This is a genomic window from Paenibacillus sp. P4_E11 (assembly GCF_056401635.1).
Window position 1 is genome coordinate 1 of sequence record NZ_JBFUIX010000061.1, and the last position, 17,198, is coordinate 17,198.

Sequence of the window (17,198 nt, forward strand, 5' to 3'; positions counted from 1 at the left end):
TATATGGATATTAACCCCTGCCAGGATATAAATGAAGCTATGGAAATTATCCAATTCCATATTAATGACACAGGCTGTCGTTGGGGAGTGTTTGATAGAACGGATAATAAACTAATCGGGACATGTGGTTTCCACTGTTGGACAACGAAGAATGAACCGAAGGCTGAGATTGGTTTTGATCTATCTAAGTCCTTCTGGGGAAAAGGGTTGATGAATGAAGCCATTCAGCCCATTATGGAGTTCGGCTTTAAGTATATGGGACTGGAGATCATTGAAGCAACTGTAGACCCTAAGAACGTGAAGTCGATCCAATTATTGAATCGATTGGGCTTTAATCGGTCAGAGGAATTATTGAACAATTTACTGTATTTCTATATCAATATACGGTCAGATACGGAGGGGTGAGGAAATGGATTGTGAACAAGTAATCAAACGTACAAAGCATTTTGATGTACAACGTATTGCAGATGGAGTTTATGCTGCAATAGCGAACGAAGGTACTGGTGCAGTGGCTAACGCAGGATTTGTAGACCTAGGAGAATCCGTACTAGTATTCGATTCCTTCAACACCCAACAGGCTGCATCAGAGCTTCGTAACGTAATTGGTCAACTTATCGGGAAACCCGTCTCCTATCTGATTAACAGTCACTGGCACGGAGATCATATTCGAGGCAACCAAGTGTTTCGAGATGTAACTATTGTAGCAACCGAATGGACAAAAATCATTATGCAGGAGCAACATCCTGCGAGAATTGTGGAACAGCGTGCAAATCTCAATAAACTATGTACCTACATCCAAGAACTAGAACAACGTAAGTTATCAGTTGACGAAATGCAGGGGGGACAATTAACACAACAGATTTCCTTTCTAAAAGAACTTGAAATTTCACTACCAAACTTGGAATTGACTTTACCCAATGAGACGTTTGAATCGGAATGGTATTCACAAGAAACAAAACGAAGAGTGGAGTGTCATACGCTTGGGGGCGGGCATACCACGTCTGATTCCTTGCTGTATGTTCCAGAAGCGTACGTATGTTATGTAGGGGATTTGGTCGCCGTTAATAATCATATGTTAATTGTGGATGGAGACATTCGGAGCTGGATATCCATTCTCAACGAACTAACTAGTTGGGAAATCGAATACGTCGTGCCTGGTCATGGACCAGTGGGTGGTAAGGAATGGATTACACGAGCAATAGAGTACCTGAGTGATTTGCTTGAAACAGCCGAAACACTTAGAGCCAAGTCAATTACTGCAGCCCAACTCAATGAAATTGATGTACCCGAGAGGTATAGACATTGGGCTGCTCGTGAGGTTTACGTGAAAAATGTAAAACATTTGGTCAGTCAATAGCAACAGGTGATTGAATTGATAACCAAAAACTAGTTTTCTGATAATCAGGAATCGCCCTGCCATTATCGGCGCGCACTGTAAGTCGTATCGAGCAAGTGGGCGGTACTCGTCTTCTATGAGTTGGAAAGCGGAGCCAAACGTTATTCCGATCTGAAACGGCAAATTGAGAGCGTCACCCAAAAAATGTTAACCCAGACGCTTCGCCAACTGGAGAGGGACGGACTCGTGCAACGCACTGTTTATCCAACAGCCCCCCCCTTCCGTCGAATATGTGCTTACCGATCTTGGCAGAACCTTGATTGAACCGATGAGTATACTCCACAAATGGACAGACTCACATTATGATTCGGTTTTGCGTGCAAGAAAGGCGTTTGATCAGGCGAGCTCGTAAACCGGGTTATTGCAGCGTTCGGAGTTCCCTGCGGATCAATTCGTACACATCGTTCCCATCTGCGAACACGTCCGTCATCGCATAGAACAAGTGGATCATTCCCGGATATCGCTTTAACGTAACTTTCACGCCGCTTTCGATCATTTTGTGCGCATAGCGTTCGCCTTCGTCGCGAAGCGGATCGTATTCAGCCGTGACGACCAGAGCAGGCGCAACGTCTGCAGTTTCTCCGAACAGCGGCGAAGCGAGCGGATTTTCCCGGCTCCATTGTCCCAAATAATGGCCGGCACAGCAGTCCAGAAGCGCTTTGGTCAAGAAGTAACCGGTACCGTAATTCTCTTTCGATTCATATTCGCCGGACCAGTCGGTCAATGGGCACAGCAGGATTTGATAAGCGATGTTCGGGACTCTATCTTTGCCGGCCTTCTGTGCCACGACAGCAGCGAGATTGGCTCCGGCGCTTTCACCCGACACGATAATGCGCTCCGGATCCAAACCCAGTGACTCTGCATGCTCGCCCAGCCAAGCCGCTGCAAACAGGGCTTCCTCGACTGGAACCGGGAAAGGGTGCTCGGGCGATAACCGATAATCGACGGATAAGACGGCACAGCCGCTAATCGCGGCAAGCTTGCTGCACATCGGATCATACTGTTCCATCGTGGTGAAGACGAAGCCTCCTCCGTGGAAGAACAGGATGACGGGGAGGGAGCTTTCATCCGATGGCCTGTAGAGCCGTGCGGTGAGCGGTCCGTGCGGACCATTCCATTCGAACGTATTCGTATCCGCAAGCTCATAGGTTTCCGAAATCGCTGTAGCGATGACGGCTTTTCTCATTTCCTCCGGCGTCAGCATATGCAACGACGGAAATTTCGCGGCTTCCTCCAAAAATACTTTGGTTTGCTCAGGCATGGCCATAAGTGTCAGCTTCCTTTCTTTATTGTGTTCTTTTGGAATTTGTCGACTGACGCCTTGCAGAGTTCGCGCTCACTTGCACTTATTGAGGCGATTGATGATAATCCATTCCGAAATGGCAAAATTGACGACCAACCCGACCCAAATATTGACTTCCAACACATGCTCCAGAATCGCTGGAACACCTTGGAACGGCTCGTTCCGATGCCCCGCGATATACACCAATATGCATAACGGCGTCACGAGGCGCGCGCTGGCTGCGACGAGGGTCAAGGCGTAATTGCGGGTCATCCACACGCCGTGGGCGTCGAATTGCTTGCGCCGGGCGGCCGAATATCCCTTCCATCCGGTAAAGAGCCATAATGCCACCAAGGTCAAAAAAGCCATTTGTCGAATATAGCTTTCCGTGTACATTCCGACGACGAGCCCAGAAACGCTGCCGACGGCCACGAAGGTTAGATAAAACCGCCCGACCATACGGTGAACGTGCGGCCGTTTGGCCCGCAGGCTGGGAAGAAATTGTAGCCATCCGACAAGCAGGGCGAAAAGCGACATGAAAATATGAAGGAGCAGCAGCGGGTAATGCAAGCTGAACGAATCGTCGATCGCGACCCGACTGTCCCCGGGATCGAATAAGAAGTACGGGTACACGGCAAATCCGGCGGCGATTAACGTAAGCGCGACGATGACTTTCCAGCCGGTCCGGACTTTGCGCTCCCCCGTCATCCTCTTCCCTCCGCTGTTGCCTATAGGAGCTATCGACACCCGTTCTTTGGACATCATGAAGATCGCGACAGCAGCCAGCACGGCCGGGATTAACGCCCACAAGAACGTGCGCGATATCGAGTACGACAACGCTTGTACCATCGTATCCAGCACGTCGTGAGGGATATGAGCCCTGCCTTCAGGCGTAAGGAAGCTGTTGGCCTCCGCGCCGTTCCCGCCGTTCGCGGCAAGCCCTTTAATGCCGCTGTCGGCGATCTTGTTCGTGAACAGATTGCGTTGGATAATGCCGAATGCGGTAATGCCGAGCGTCGTTCCCAGCGAAATCATAAACCGGTTCGTAGACGTCGCCGCGCCCCGCTGCCTCATGTCGAACGAATGGATCGCAGCCATGCTAAGTACCGAAAACGAAAATCCGACGCCAAACCCCGTCAATAACATGTCCAGCACGAGCATCGTTCTCGTCGTATCCGGCGTAAGCATGCCCAGCATACAGATTCCGGCGACGAAGAACGCGCTTGCTCCGAGCATGATGTTCCGATAACTCGTTTTCGTCGTCAGAAATCCGCCAAGCTGGCTGCCGACGACTGACCCGAGCATCATTGGCGTCAAAATATTGCCGGAATTCGTCGCGGAGCCTCCCAGCACCCCCTGCACGAATATCGGAATATAAACGGTCGCGGAAATAAACGTGATACCGATTAACAACGATGCGGCATTGCTTGTCGCGAACAGCCGTTTTTTGAACATCGCGAAGGAAATGATCGGTTCCTGCGCCTTCGTTTCCGCCCGGATGAAAACAAGTAAAAACAGTAGGAAAGCCGCGAATAATCCGATGATGACGCCGGAATCCCAGTCGTATTTGTTGCCGCCCAGTTCGAGCGCGAACATGAGACTGACGACGGCCGCCACGAGCGTAATCGCGCCCGTCCAGTCGATTTTTTGCTTCACATGCTGCTTCGATTCGTGATAAAAAAGAGCGACCAAGATAAGTGAAATAATGCCGAGCGGAAGATTAATGTAGAACACCCACCGCCAGTTCAGCGTCTCCGTCAAGTAAGCGCCGAGAAGCGGTCCGAAGATGCTGGATACGCCGAATACGGCGCCGAACAAACCGCCGACTTTCCCCCTCTTCTCCGGCGGAAACACATCGAAAATGATCGTAAAAGCGATCGGCATGATCGCGCCGCCGCCGATTCCCTGAATGGCCCGGTAAATGCTCAGCTCAACGATGCTTTGGGCGGTTCCGCACAGGATGGAGCCAACGATGAAAATCGCCAAACCGCTGACGAAAAAGATTTTACGGCCGTACATATCGGATAGTTTGCCGAAAATCGGCGTTCCCGACATCATCGCGACCATATAGGCGGAAGTCACCCATACGAAGAGGTCGAAACCTCCCAAATCCGATACGATCATCCCCATGGCGGTCGCGACGATCGTATTGTCCATCGCCGCCATCAGAATGCCGAGCAGCAGCGCTGCGATGACCCAGCCGATCTTTGACGTACGGATGCTTGACATCGGATTGCTCTCCTTTCTTTCCGTTTAATTGGATATTTCGACGACGGCTTGATAGGACGCCGGGTCATGAACCGATTTGATCATGTAGTCAGCCAAATCCGCCCGCGAAATACCCTGCGCCTTGGACAAATGCTTATTAAGCGCCGTCCGGTAAGTCCCCGTCTTCGGTCCGTTCGTCAGCCGCGGAGGACGAACAACGGTCCAGTCCAGCCCGGATCTCCGCAGCTTCTCCTCCATCTGGGCCATGTCCTCGTAAGCGTATTTATACATCGGCTGGATAATGAGCTTGATCGTTTGCCGCATCATCCACGGCGTATCGTCAGGGATCTCCAAGCCGGCGGAGGACAGGCCGATCAATCGGCGCACCCCCGCCTCCTGCATCGCTTTCACGATATTTCCCGTTCCTTTGGAGTAGACGGTTGTAGGCTTGCAATGATTGACGCCAAGCGCGGATAATACTGCGTCTTGACCGACAATCCGTTTGCTGAACGATGCTAGGTCAAGCACGTCTCCCTGGAAAATTTCCAACCGTTCGCTGCGAATTTCGACGGCTTCGGGATTCCGTGCGATGACGGTAACTTCGTGGCCCGCCTCAATGGCCTGGGCGACGACTTGGCGGCCGGTTCCGCCCGTAGCTCCGAATACGACGACTTTCATCTCTCTTTGCCCCCGGTAAGACTTTCGACAACCCAACGAACGATCGCGATGTGACCGTCGATCGAAGGGTGGACTCCATCCGGACCGATGTATTTTGCCTGCGCCGGTTGTCCGAAAACCGCTTGCATGTTTACGACCGGATCGGACATGCCGCGGATCGTTTCGCCCACGGCAACAATGTCTTCGTTTCTCCATCTGAGTTGCCCCATCTGGAAATATGGATACGCGGCAACTCGCGCTTCGTCGAAAGTCGTCGGCGTAATCCATACCCAGCGGGATTGGGATCTCGCCGCGGCAATCCGCCGAATCTCGTGAAAGTTTTTGGCTGTTTCATCGGCGCTCACTTGCGTTTTGGCGTATTCTGGACCGACCCGCATAGCGTCGTTGCCTCCGATCATGCAAAGGATCCAATCCGGTTGTTTGGCGACGATTCCATTGATTCGGCCAAGCACTTGGGTTGACGTATTACCGGATATCCCTTCGTTGATCAGGCGAATTCCGTCCTGCGGCCTTTGCAGTTCGAGCAGGTGACGAAGAATTTCGAACCACGAAAGCAAGTCGTCCGTCGTGCTTTCGCCCACTCCGATAACGGTTTCGCCCGCTTTGAACGGCAAGCGGTCGACTCGAGCGGCAAAATCGGGATACTCCAGCAGATGCTCCGCCGCTTCTTTCGCTTGCTGCGTCAATTGGCCTTTGACGATCAGGTACGTATCCACATCCATGCCGTAAATCGCCGCTAACACTTTGTCATCCAGATGACGCGCAAAAGTCAATACTTTCTCGGGATGCTGCGATTGAATAAGTTTAGCCCATTGCGGATTGAAATTAGTTTCCATGGTATTCGATTCTCCTTTTTTTACAATTAATTCTCTCTTAGATACATTTAACGCATGAACATGCCGCCGTTGATCTCGATCGTCTCTCCGGTCACGAACGCGGACAAGTCGGATACCAAATACAACACGCCGTTGGCTACGTCTTCCGGCAGCCCTTCCCGCCCCAGCGGGATGCCCGCGATAATGGACTTGCGGATTTCCTCGGTTTTGAACCGGTCGTTCGACGTGTTGGCAATGACACCGGGAGTGATGGCATTGACGCGAATGCCTTGGCCGGCGAATTCCTTGGCGATGTTCTTCGTAAAGGCGAGCATCGCCGCCTTAGCCGATGCGTACAGTGCGACGCCGGGACCTCCGCCGATGTGGGCCGCGAGCGAGGCAATATTCACGATATTGCCTTTTTTCTTTTCCGCCATCGCGGGCAATACGGCCTTGGATAAAAACACGCTAGACTTGAAATTGGCATCCAGCATCTCATCGTAATAATCTTTCGTCAGTTCGAACATCGGTACCCGGCGGCTCATCTGGCCGGCGTTGTTCACCAGGATGTCGACGGAAGCGCCGAACGCGGTTCGAACCTGATCGGCCAAGGCGTTAATTTGGTCAAGCTTCGTCAGATCGGCTTGAAAGGCCGCGGCCTTGCCCCCCTCCTCCCGGATGACGCGAACTGACTCGTCCGCGCCTTCCCGATTCCGCATGTAATGGACCGCGACGATCGCTCCTTCGGACGCAAGCCGTCGCGCGATCGCGCTTCCGATGCCTCCGCTTCCTCCTGTTACGAGCGCCAGTTGTCCGTCTAAACGTGTATTCATCGTTTAACCCTCCTCTTCAGCTTGTCGCTTGAATTTCTTTCGGATTGTTTTTTACCGTTTGGACCGAACCCCAGAACAACACCAAAGCGACTACCGGGTGCAACGCCGCGATTAAGCCGGCCGACGAGAAAACTTGAATCGACAGAAACTGGAACACGACGAGCGCGAACAGTCCAAGACTCACCCAACGTTTACGCCCCTTGATTCCGCCGACGAAAGTCAGCAGGTACATAAGCAGGGGAGCCAGGGCGAATATTTTGATGAACGATTTGTGCGTCTCCCAATTCGTAGCATCCGAGAAAGTGGCCATTCCGGCGATAAATACTTGTGCCACAATACAGGCTAAAAATACCCAAGCCAATATTTTGAAAATGAATCCCCCGACTTGCATGCGCTTTTCCTCCCTCCCGCAGTGATTTCGCATATCGACATTGCTAACGATAACCTGCGAATATCACAAAACACTGAGCGAAAAAGTCACAAAACGCTCAACATGCGGTTACATTCCGCTCAATCGGGATACGGGCTAGGGTGGATATGCTATAAAGGTGCCAATTCAGGATCATCTGCGCTAATTTGGAGGAAACAACATGAATATGAAACGCACGGTATTGATCGTCGACGACGATATAGAAATCGCCGAATTAATGAGGGATTATCTCGAAGACGAACAGTTCGAAGTCTTGGAAGCATCTAACACCGCTCAAGCGATAGAAGCATTGGAGTGCAACCGGGTCGACTGCATTTTGCTGGACGTGATGATGCCCGGCCAGAGCGGGCTGGAGCTTTGCAGGCAAATTCGGAAAACGTAAGATACGCCGATTCTATTCTTTAGCGCGCGCGGCTAGGACATGGACAAGATCAGAGGCCTCAGCTTGGGCGGCGACGATTATATCGTGAAATCCGCGGCGTATGTGAATGAGACACCCATGGTATGTTAGATCAAAAAGAAAAACCCTTCCTAAGAAGAGTTTCATTTGAGGGTATGGTGCGGTCAAGAGGACTCGAACCTCCACGGTATTGCTACCACACGGACCTGAACCGTGCGCGTCTGTCAATTCCGCCATGACCGAGGATTTCCCCGATGTTATAAGTGTCATTCTCATGTCCAAACAATCTTATTGTGAAATTACGCCGAGAAAACTGTGCCAATACTTCTCTTTGGAAAGGGATGCTTGTTCTCCCTCAAGGGCGCTCAACAATAACATTTCTTCTTCCGGATCGGTTACTTCGTAATACCCGGATGGATTGACTTCCTCAACTTCAAAAAGAATAAATGTGACTTCCAATATGGATGTACATGTCACCGCTTGAAATGGCATTGAAAAGTCACAAGGAATTTAAGCTAAAGTAACATATTATTTATTACTTTTCCGCAAAACAATAAACTCTCCAAGATCACTTGGAGAGTTTATTCCATCGCTTATGATGCGGTCGAGAGGACTCGAACCTCCACGGCTGTTACCCCACTAGAACCTGAATCTAGCGCGTCTGCCAATTCCGCCACGACCGCATGTTGTCTTTAGCGGCGACAAGAAACAATATATCACATCTTCACAATCGATGTCAACAACCGATACAAATTTATTTGGCAGCCGCGCGTTGCCGCATCACTTCCAAGTAATCCAGCGCCGCTTGTTTCCCGGCGTCGTACACCGTTCTACCGATCAAATAACCCAGTCGTGTGGCTGTACCCGCATAAGAATAGCTCCTCCCCCGATCCGTCGCAGCAATCACAACCGCATCAGTCGTAGTACCGGTGGCGAGACGTCCGTCCGTACCGACGGTGATAACTAGATCCTGCAGCAGCGCTGTCTTTGCTTCCGTCACGGTAATGACCGCGTTGACCATGGCTGCGTCGCTTAGCTGGCCGTCCACCAGGACGATGCAGTTGATCGTCCCTGGATACAACCGATCGGTATCCGCGCAATCGCCGGATCTAGCCGTGTTGCCGAGCCCGACAGTTACCCACGAGCAGACGCTAAGCTCCTCCAGCGTCATCAGGCATCGGCCGGCGTGATCGACCCACGCGGCGGTCAACATACCTACGGACTCATCGGCTGGATAACCCGCCCTTTGCAGAAACTGCTGCATTTCCTCTGCTGGGTCATCGCTCATGTATGATTTGGGTACTTGTCGGTTCATAATAAACCGACTGCTTGAGAATCCGCCTCCCCATATGGAGGAATTCAATGTTTTCAATGGATACTCCGAAACAACACACAGTACCGGACTGTCCAGCGTTTCAATCAGGCCATGCTTAATCCCCGGGAAAGCATCTAATTCCAAGATGGGCCATTGCCCCATCGTATTCACTCCTATCCCATCACGTTCAACAACTAGAATTACTCCGGTTCGTTGCGATCGTGAGCTGTCGGCTGATACTTGTAGGTTCGCGCCAACTTAACGATCTTCCGGTTCGACTTGCGCACCATTACCGTCTCGTCGTCCCACGCTACAACGAAGCCCCGTACGTCATTCTCCGGCTCTGAATCTCGAACCACCCTGATCTTTGTGCCGTTCAGCCGGTACTCATCCAATTGCTCGTCCGTAATCATCGTTCTATGCTCCTTCCATTCCCGTGATCAAGGATAATCGCCTGACGGCGTCCTGACGCCGTGCGTTTACCGAGACGATGAACAATCAGCGAAGTTATACTTTCTGAATCGTACAAAAAAACGAACAGGACCGACAATGGCCGCCGCCACCTCGTCCTGTCCGCCTTCTATGATGATCAGCCTACATGTTCTTTGGAATCATTCTTCTCATACCAATCATCCAACACCTTGCCGGACATAACACGGCTTTCGACATAATCGACCTGTTGCTGGGTAAACATAGGCATCCATTCAATGGATAATTCCTTGCACAGCTTGACGATAGTCAATAGCTCCGACCACGCCACATAACGTTTATACCAGAAAAACTGAGGATGCTCGATCATATAGGGGTACAAATCATCAAACTCTGTGTGTTTACAATCGAGAGCACGCTCAAAATGAACCTTCGCTTCAGACAACTTGGTCTTCATGTAATCCGTAGATACTTGCTCATTCCCCATACCGATGCCTCCTCTCTAACGCATACATTTATTATAAATGAAAATGCACGCGTAGGAAAGATTCCAATTCATCTCAGTTTTGAGTTTAGAGGAAGCGTACCTCACCCTGATCAAGAGATTGAATTTGAACTAACGATTCCAACCGAATACCGCTTTCACGGATCGTACGCGCTCCGGCTTGGAAGCTTTTCTCAATGACAATACCAAGTCCGACCAGCGTAGCTCCAGAACGCTCGATGACACGTATCAGGCCGCGTGCAGCATCACCGTTCGCGATAATGTCGTCGATCAGCAAGACACGGTCTTCAGGTCCAAGGACGCGCTTCGATACGAGAATGTCCGTTACAATCCCTTTAGTAAAAGATGGAACCCGCTCGGCATACACTTCGGTCTCCGTCGTCAGCGTCTTCTTCCTACGAGCGAATACGAGTGGAACACCAAGCTCCAGTGCCGTAGCGAAGCCTACGGTAATTCCGGAAGACTCAATCGTCAGCACCTTCGTAATCGATTGTTCACGGTATAGCTTGGCGAATTGCTTGCCCATCTCCATAATAAACGGTGGATCCACCTGATGATTCAAGATCGTATCCAAATTCAACACATGATTGGACACGATGTTACTTTCTTGTATGATTCTTCTTTTCAGTTCTTCCATGTGATTCCTCCTAAAGCAATGTGGTTCGTGCGCTAAGCCCAAAGATGTTTCCTTTCCGTTAAAGTACCACATTCAAGAAAGAACATTCAAGAGGAGCTTACGAATTGGATTTCAAAATAATATAAAAAAGATGCAACTATTTTCCAATTACAATCGTCTTAATTAGTGAATACAACGTAAATGGTGCAATTTCATTGATACATATCGCTTCAAGTTCAACGAGTTGCTTTTATACTCATAAATCATCTGATTTGCGAACATTTGGTCTTTGTCGGAATTACTTCGGCGGAGTATGATGGATTGGTGCTTGTTGTTCAACTACAAAGAGATGCTTATACCGGAGAAGGAGTCCCATTATGAGAAAAAACCAGGTTGTGCAGTTGACAATGGCCGCCGTGCTGCTTGGAATGACAGCGGTAATCGGTGGTTGCAGCGGCGGTAACAAGGCGGATGACCCGCCAATAGAGCACGCCGAACAGACCGGGGTCAAGCTTATACCCGCCACACCACAAACAACAGACCGCCTGCTCGAACAGGTTCCTAGCAAGCCAACAGGTACCGAACCGCCTGATGCAGCGAATGGCGGACTTCAAACCGCTTCGGGCAACGGAACAGCGGGTGCGGACAACACTCCACCTGCAGGCAAGAATGTAGCAACATCTTCCGACAAATCGGTCCCTGACAGCAAGACCGCTCAACCTCCTGCAGTAGAGGCCTATTCGGTGAAGAAACCGACACTAATGGGGATTTCCTTAACGGACACCATCACAACCGTAACACAGAAGCTCGGAAAACCAACGGACGATTATTCCATGGACGATGAGGATGATCCTATCCTGGTCTATGAATATAACGGGTTCCTGATCGGCTTCAACAAAGTGCGGAACGTGCAGTTTGTGGAGATCACAACGAATGATGTCGATCCCGGATTGAACGGTTTGAAGCTAGGGCAGAACGTCAAGGATGCTGTTCAAGCACTCGGTAAGCCGGACACAAACAATAAGTATGCCTTATCCTACAAAAACGGTGGCACGATATTGAAACTCGATATCGACCCGACAACGCAAAACATCCTATCCATTAAGCTGTTCGCCGAAACCAAATAATATTCGACCAAGGAAAAACGCCTATCGGCGTCCTTTGACGCCGTGCGTTTGCCGAGACGATGAACAATCAGCGAAGATTTACTTTCTGAATCGTTAAGAATAAACCCCCTCACCTTCACAAGATGAACGGTAAGGGGGTTTTTGCTACTTCCAATCAACGCAGGGAACTGCCTTTTTTACGAAATCGCAAGAATAAAACAAGGGCTAACAGGATGACTGCAAGGGCAACAGCCAGACCTCGGCCCAAGTACAGATGAACAAGATCCATGACGGACTCCCAATTCCTCCCTATTATTCTCCCCAGTGTGATGAAGGTGAAGCACCACACAATCGCCCCGCTTCCGGAAAAGACAAGATAGCGCCAAAACCGCATGCCGCTCATTCCCGCCAAATAACAGGTTAAATGACGGACACCGGGCACGAAATATCCGAAGAAAATCGCCCAAACTCCGTATTTCTGAAACCATTTCTCTGCTCTTGCCAAGCGAGCAGGGGTCAGATGAAACCATTTTCCGAACCGGTCCAGAAAAGGCTTACCGACTCGACGACCGATCCAATAACTGATCAGCATCCCCGACATACTGCCTGCAAAGCTGACCGCTACGGAAGAACCGAACGACAAATGACCAAATGCGGTGAGTGAGCCCACAAACGTCATCAGGGTCTCGTCCGGGATTGGTAGTCCAATGATGCCTAACGCTAGCAATCCGAATAAGGCCATGTATCGGTATGTCCATATTAAATCTAGCACCAATTGCTGCAAAGGCCGCACGCTCCGTATTCAGGTATCGTCCTGCACGTATTATAAAAGATCGACCCGGCTTGTGCAAACCGGATATAACGATTGTAGTCCTTTTTTCAATACGCGCAACATAACTTGTACTAACAGCTAGGAACTGCATACGCCCTACTTCACAAACCATTCGAAGGACGTGCATGCCGGCATGAAATCTTGGGGAACCGTCTTGCAAATCGCATTCACCTATATCGGGACAATCGTCGGAGCCGGTTTCGCCACGGGACAGGAAATCTTGCAGTTCTTCAGCCGTTATGGCTGGATGGCAACACTTACGATCGGACTGGCGGGCATCCTCTTCATCTGGCTCGGCACGAAAGTGATGCTGCTGGCTCATAAGATCAAGGCTGCGTCGTATGAAGATTTGAACCGCTACATATTCGGGCCCAAGCTGGGTAATGTGTTCAGTCTGTTCTCGTTGGTCGTCCTGTTCGGCATTAATGCCGTCATGCTGGCGGGGGCCGGTTCCGTCTTCCACCAGCATTTCAATCTGCCTTACCAATATGGGCTGATCTTGACTCTGTTATTCGCGTATTTCGTCGTAACCGGAGGGCTGAAGGCACTCATGATCGTCAACTCGTTCGTAGTCCCCTCCATGTTCCTTTTCAGCATACTAATGGTTGTATCGACCATCCAATCCCCGAACGCAGGCAACTGGATCACTTTTACCAGCGATTACAATCTCCTGCGCATATGGACGGCCCCCCTGCTCTATGTAGCGTTTAACTTGGCGACAGCCCAAGCCGTGCTTGTACCACTCGGTGCCGCGACAAACAACCCGCTCCTCTTGAAGCGGGGGGGATGGGTCGGCGGAATCGGCATCAGCTTGATGCTGCTGGGCGGACACTTCGCATTATCGTCGCAAATGCCCGGCATTGCTCAATTCGAAATCCCGATGACCCACCTCATCGCCCGTCTCGGCCAAGGTATTCAGCTTGCGTTCGTAGGTGTAATCTTCGGTGAAATATTCACGACGCTCATCGCCAACATATACGGACTGACGCTGCAATTGCAGCAGCGCAGCCGCCTCCCCTACAACGGAATCGTGCTTGGAATATTGCTGGCGAGCTATGTAGTCAGTCAAATCGGCTTCAGCACGTTGTTATCGACACTATACCCGATCTTCGGTATGGTCAGCATGATGTGGTTCGTCCGAATGATCCGCCCCCATGGAGCGGCTCCCCCGGTTTAGCCAGAGTAGGGTCAAGATTCGAACAAAAGCGAATATCATACCCATGGTGCAGAATATGAACCCGCATAACAGATAACCGTAATGATAGGGCGGGAACTGCTCTCGATCCCGTGCAACCGCGATCAGGTCGGTGAACAGGAAGACAGCTCCGGTACCGAACAAGAGAACGACCGCCCAGTCCCATACCATCCAGCGCTGCAGCAGCGCCATCGACTGCAACATACTCGGGCGACTCTCTGGCACGTTAGCGTCCGACTCCTCCTGCTGCGCAGGCGGTGACTTCCGTTCTTGATACACGAACCAAGCGGTGAATAGAGCCGCACCTGTAACGAACAACCCAATAAGGCTTGCGAATATGGCAAGAGCCGTATACATAACAGACCTCCTCCTTCAAGCCGATTAGCCGAGCATATAGACGAGCAGCCACGTTAGAAGAAAGGCAACAGGAGGAACAACCCACAGCAGTGTCGACATCATATTGTCGGACAACGGAGGGATCGACTTCCAAGCGGTCCGAGCCATGAATCGCATCCATGCCGCTGTATTGAAGAACACGACGTCCGCGTGGCCGCCCGTTACCTTCCCGTTCTCGCCGATTTCCATCCGGCCTTTCTTCCAGCCAATCTGGTAGGTGATTTCCCGCTTATGCGGTTTCTTATCCCCCTCCTGCATCTAGCCCATCCTCCCTTCACACGTCATACTCAGCTGCCGTACGGCGAATCTGCGAAACTTAATGCTCTCATTGTACTACACCTCCCCGCTGAATTGTAGTATGATACGAGAAGCTTAAGCGTTGACGGAAAGGATTTTGCTTATGATGTGGCTTGTATACGCCGGTCTTGCCGCCCTGTGCTTCGGGTTGCGCGGCATCTTATATCATTGGACTTCGCAGAAACCGATCGATCGTAATGTATTGTTGTTAGGCGTATACATCTGCGGTGCGCTGATCGCGGGCTTGTTCGCTGTCTTGCTGCACCAACAATGGAGTGTGGCGGTATGGACGGGACTATCGATGGGGTTGTTCTCCTTCATCTCCAATGCCGCCATGTTCAAGGGCTTCGCGGTGGGCAAGGCATCGTTGGTTGCCATCTTCACAGCACTGACGCCGATCGTGGTGGTCGGAATATCGTACGGGTTGTGGGGGGAGACGCTCAGCCTGCCGCAAAGTGCTGCCTTCATCATCATCCTGGCAGGTATTATTATGATCCGGTACTCCAACGACATTTCCTTGCGAAATTTAAAAGGCGCCCAATGGGCGCTCTTGGCCATGATCACATTCGGCCTGACAGATGTTTCTTCCAAGCAAGCGATGCTGTGGGGGGCTGATAAACTACCGACGTTATTCGTTATGTATGCGACTGGATCGGTGCTGTTCTTCATCTCCTGGTACAGAAAGAATCTGACGACACGCAGGGGATCGGTCCGCTTCACCAACACCGGAGAAGTTGCTGTAGCTGCGGAATCGCAACCGCCAACTGTCGGTGTGGGAATGCAGCCAGAGAATAAGATGGAGCGTCCTGCACCATGGAGAATGGGCAAGACGCTGCTGGTAGGTATGGCTGTAGGTCTGAGCAACATCTCGGGCATGATGCTGATTCTACCCGCCTTCGAGCTCGGCGTTACTGGACTCGTATCAGCCGTCATCGCCACGAGTGTACTGCTCATCCTGCTGTATGCGCGTTTTGTACTGAAAGAAATATGGTCCCTGCTGGAATTCATCGGAATTCTGACTGCAATTGCAGGTGTAATCATATTACGATTGTTAGGGTAAGAACCTGCCGCAGCCTAGTTACTGCTTGCCGCTATGGCGTCTTCGCCGTAGGCGGCTGCTCGTTCAACAACTTCGTCAACTGCTCCTGAGCCCGCTTCTGGATCGACTTCACCGTATCCTCAACCGATTGCTTGCCTTTCACAGCCGCATCGATTTCTTCTACGACAAGCGTCTCATAGAACGTGTAGAAATTAAGCGGAACATCTGGGTAGAAGGACGAGCTTCGTTCATCACGGCTCAGCTTGTAGAACGCCTCCAGGCTACGCCCTTCCTTGTCATTCATGAACGACTTCCGCGTGGACAAATTATCCGGCGCCGTCTTCATAGTGACCTTGGCCGCCTCGTCTCCGTTGAAGTATTCAATCACTTTCCACGCTGTATCCGCGTGCTCGGCACGGGAAGGGATAGCGAAGATCGTCCCGACCGACAAATGCCGCGTCAAATTCGGGTTTTTCGGATCTACAGGTACTGTCACTAGATCCCAATTCAACTTTACATTGTTTTGCTGCATCCGCATCATTTGCTCCGGCGAGCTGATCATCATCGCAGCCTTGCCCGCGCTGAACAAATCCATTTGCTTCGTCTCATTAGGCCCATAGTTGATCGGCTTACCGCCGCTCTCGTAGTAATACAGATTCCCACTCTTGAACCCCTCGATTACGACGCGGAAGGTATTCAACCATTCCGGTGTATCCAGCGTCATCCGGGTGCCGTCCCCGCTCACATAGCTCAATCCATTCGTGGCAGCTATATCATAAATAAAGTCGAACGGCGTCCGGTATTTCTCATGAATGCCGTACACCCGCTTATCTACGTTTGGATCAACCGGGAACCGTCGAGCCAGCAGCATCGTGTCCTCCCAGCTCATATGATCAGTCGGGTAAGGAATCTGATAACGATCGAACAAGTCCTTGTTGAAGAATAAGGCTGTACTCGTAAACTGGGGGGTCAAGCCGTGCAACTTGCCTCCACCCTTGTTCTTCAGGAACTCAATGGCTGCCGGTGAGAATTGCTCCAGGTCGAACTTGTTTCTCTTGATGATCGGAGCTAAGTCCAGCAGCCGCCCGGAGGCAGAGAACCTCTCGTATTCCTGCAAGTATGTGAAGATCAAATCCGGCTTCTGTTCGTCAAGCAGCTTGCCGTATTCCTCATAGTACTGGATACCTGGTTTGCGCAGCTCCTGTGTCGGGATAATCTCCACATTCACATCTGGAAATCTGACCGCGAAATAATCGCCATACGTATAATAAAAGGATTGCTCGTCCGGGTAGGCGATTCGCAATACGCCCTTTACTTGTTTCGCCGGAGTCGTACTGCAGCCTGACAGCAAGCTCATGGAGGTCAGCACAGCGATCAAGACTGCTCCCACGAACATTCGGCTGCCGCCTTTCTTACTAGCACCCAT

22 protein-coding genes, 1 tRNA gene and 1 pseudogene are annotated in these 17,198 nt (G+C 51.0%); 8 read left to right on the forward strand and 16 right to left on the reverse strand.

Annotated features, from left to right (window positions below; genetic code table 11):
* The 4 genes from AC1DWB_RS21270 to AC1DWB_RS21285 all read left to right on the forward strand — a co-directional run.
* The coding region (locus AC1DWB_RS21270) for a GNAT family N-acetyltransferase (RefSeq protein ID WP_477543095.1) at positions 1 to 405 on the forward strand (405 nt) is incomplete at its 5' end.
* Between the two features lie 4 nt (positions 406 to 409).
* Positions 410 to 1,357, forward strand: a complete 948-nt coding sequence (locus AC1DWB_RS21275) for an MBL fold metallo-hydrolase (RefSeq protein ID WP_477543096.1) — start codon at positions 410 to 412, stop codon at positions 1,355 to 1,357.
* 120 nt (positions 1,358 to 1,477) lie between these two features.
* A complete protein-coding gene (locus AC1DWB_RS21280; protein WP_477543097.1) occupies positions 1,478 to 1,660 on the forward strand; it encodes a winged helix-turn-helix transcriptional regulator in 183 nt (60 codons plus the stop codon).
* On the forward strand, positions 1,629 to 1,748 hold the full coding sequence (locus AC1DWB_RS21285; RefSeq protein ID WP_477543098.1) for a hypothetical protein: 120 nt from the start codon (positions 1,629 to 1,631) through the stop codon (positions 1,746 to 1,748). Before AC1DWB_RS21280 ends, AC1DWB_RS21285 begins: the two co-directional genes overlap by 32 nt.
* A 6-nt stretch (positions 1,749 to 1,754) precedes the next feature.
* Here the strand turns inward: AC1DWB_RS21285 and AC1DWB_RS21290 are convergent, their stop codons facing one another.
* From AC1DWB_RS21290 to AC1DWB_RS21320, 7 genes and pseudogenes are all read right to left on the reverse strand, one after another.
* Positions 1,755 to 2,663 (reverse strand): alpha/beta hydrolase, encoded by a 909-nt coding sequence (locus tag AC1DWB_RS21290; RefSeq protein ID WP_477543099.1) that lies wholly within the window; start codon positions 2,661 to 2,663, stop codon positions 1,755 to 1,757.
* Between the two features lie 69 nt (positions 2,664 to 2,732).
* Positions 2,733 to 3,443, reverse strand: a complete 711-nt coding sequence (locus tag AC1DWB_RS21295; RefSeq protein WP_477543136.1) for a DUF2306 domain-containing protein — start codon at positions 3,441 to 3,443, stop codon at positions 2,733 to 2,735.
* Positions 3,420 to 4,907: pseudogene (locus AC1DWB_RS21300) on the reverse strand (MDR family MFS transporter); the annotation flags it as partial. The gene AC1DWB_RS21295 and the pseudogene AC1DWB_RS21300, both read right to left, overlap by 24 nt.
* A 24-nt stretch (positions 4,908 to 4,931) precedes the next feature.
* Complete coding sequence (locus tag AC1DWB_RS21305; protein WP_477543100.1) at positions 4,932 to 5,564, reverse strand: NAD(P)-dependent oxidoreductase; 633 nt, start codon at positions 5,562 to 5,564, stop codon at positions 4,932 to 4,934.
* Complete coding sequence (locus AC1DWB_RS21310) at positions 5,561 to 6,400, reverse strand: SGNH/GDSL hydrolase family protein (RefSeq protein ID WP_477543101.1); 840 nt, start codon at positions 6,398 to 6,400, stop codon at positions 5,561 to 5,563. The genes AC1DWB_RS21305 and AC1DWB_RS21310 overlap by 4 nt, the downstream gene beginning before the upstream one ends.
* A 47-nt stretch (positions 6,401 to 6,447) precedes the next feature.
* Positions 6,448 to 7,212 (reverse strand): SDR family NAD(P)-dependent oxidoreductase, encoded by a 765-nt coding sequence (locus AC1DWB_RS21315; RefSeq protein WP_477543102.1) that lies wholly within the window; start codon positions 7,210 to 7,212, stop codon positions 6,448 to 6,450.
* Between the two features lie 16 nt (positions 7,213 to 7,228).
* The gene (locus AC1DWB_RS21320; RefSeq protein WP_477543103.1) at positions 7,229 to 7,603 is read right to left on the reverse strand and encodes a DUF6220 domain-containing protein; all 375 of its coding nucleotides are present in this window, start codon (positions 7,601 to 7,603) and stop codon (positions 7,229 to 7,231) included.
* Between the two features lie 199 nt (positions 7,604 to 7,802).
* On the opposite strand from AC1DWB_RS21320, the gene AC1DWB_RS21325 reads away from it, so the two are divergent.
* Positions 7,803 to 8,024: a response regulator gene (locus tag AC1DWB_RS21325; protein WP_477543104.1), complete on the forward strand. Its 222-nt coding sequence runs from the start codon at positions 7,803 to 7,805 to the stop codon at positions 8,022 to 8,024.
* Positions 8,025 to 8,641: 617 nt separating this feature from the next.
* Here the strand turns inward: AC1DWB_RS21325 and AC1DWB_RS21330 are convergent.
* The 5 genes from AC1DWB_RS21330 to AC1DWB_RS21350 all read right to left on the reverse strand — a co-directional run bounded on the left by AC1DWB_RS21330 (position 8,642) and on the right by AC1DWB_RS21350 (position 10,928).
* Positions 8,642 to 8,725: transfer RNA gene (locus AC1DWB_RS21330), tRNA-Leu, on the reverse strand.
* Between the two features lie 71 nt (positions 8,726 to 8,796).
* The gene (locus AC1DWB_RS21335) at positions 8,797 to 9,519 is read right to left on the reverse strand and encodes an adenosylcobinamide amidohydrolase (RefSeq protein WP_477543105.1); all 723 of its coding nucleotides are present in this window, start codon (positions 9,517 to 9,519) and stop codon (positions 8,797 to 8,799) included.
* Positions 9,520 to 9,557: 38 nt separating this feature from the next.
* Positions 9,558 to 9,770, reverse strand: a complete 213-nt coding sequence (locus tag AC1DWB_RS21340) for a hypothetical protein (RefSeq protein WP_477543106.1) — start codon at positions 9,768 to 9,770, stop codon at positions 9,558 to 9,560.
* A 176-nt stretch (positions 9,771 to 9,946) separates the two neighbouring features.
* Positions 9,947 to 10,273, reverse strand: a complete 327-nt coding sequence (locus tag AC1DWB_RS21345) for a hypothetical protein (RefSeq protein WP_477543107.1) — start codon at positions 10,271 to 10,273, stop codon at positions 9,947 to 9,949.
* 85 nt (positions 10,274 to 10,358) lie between these two features.
* Positions 10,359 to 10,928: a xanthine phosphoribosyltransferase gene (locus AC1DWB_RS21350; RefSeq protein WP_477543108.1), complete on the reverse strand. Its 570-nt coding sequence runs from the start codon at positions 10,926 to 10,928 to the stop codon at positions 10,359 to 10,361.
* A 356-nt stretch (positions 10,929 to 11,284) separates the two neighbouring features.
* Between AC1DWB_RS21350 and AC1DWB_RS21355 the strand changes: the two genes are divergently transcribed.
* Complete coding sequence (locus AC1DWB_RS21355; protein WP_477543109.1) at positions 11,285 to 12,034, forward strand: hypothetical protein; 750 nt, start codon at positions 11,285 to 11,287, stop codon at positions 12,032 to 12,034.
* Between the two features lie 154 nt (positions 12,035 to 12,188).
* Here the strand turns inward: AC1DWB_RS21355 and AC1DWB_RS21360 are convergent, their stop codons facing one another.
* A complete protein-coding gene (locus AC1DWB_RS21360; protein ID WP_477543110.1) occupies positions 12,189 to 12,797 on the reverse strand; it encodes a DedA family protein in 609 nt (202 codons plus the stop codon).
* 181 nt (positions 12,798 to 12,978) lie between these two features.
* On the opposite strand from AC1DWB_RS21360, the gene AC1DWB_RS21365 reads away from it, so the two are divergent.
* Positions 12,979 to 14,022, forward strand: a complete 1,044-nt coding sequence (locus AC1DWB_RS21365; protein ID WP_477543111.1) for a YkvI family membrane protein — start codon at positions 12,979 to 12,981, stop codon at positions 14,020 to 14,022.
* Here the strand turns inward: AC1DWB_RS21365 and AC1DWB_RS21370 are convergent.
* Positions 13,942 to 14,397 (reverse strand): hypothetical protein, encoded by a 456-nt coding sequence (locus AC1DWB_RS21370; RefSeq protein ID WP_477543112.1) that lies wholly within the window; start codon positions 14,395 to 14,397, stop codon positions 13,942 to 13,944. The genes AC1DWB_RS21365 and AC1DWB_RS21370 overlap by 81 nt on opposite strands.
* A gap of 24 nt (positions 14,398 to 14,421) precedes the next feature.
* Entirely contained in the window at positions 14,422 to 14,694 is a 273-nt protein-coding gene (locus tag AC1DWB_RS21375) for a hypothetical protein (RefSeq protein ID WP_477543113.1), read from the reverse strand.
* 142 nt (positions 14,695 to 14,836) lie between these two features.
* Between AC1DWB_RS21375 and AC1DWB_RS21380 the strand changes: the two genes are divergently transcribed.
* Positions 14,837 to 15,793, forward strand: a complete 957-nt coding sequence (locus tag AC1DWB_RS21380; protein WP_477543114.1) for an EamA family transporter — start codon at positions 14,837 to 14,839, stop codon at positions 15,791 to 15,793.
* Between the two features lie 31 nt (positions 15,794 to 15,824).
* Here the strand turns inward: AC1DWB_RS21380 and AC1DWB_RS21385 are convergent, their stop codons facing one another.
* Entirely contained in the window at positions 15,825 to 17,198 is a 1,374-nt protein-coding gene (locus tag AC1DWB_RS21385) for an extracellular solute-binding protein (RefSeq protein WP_477543115.1), read from the reverse strand.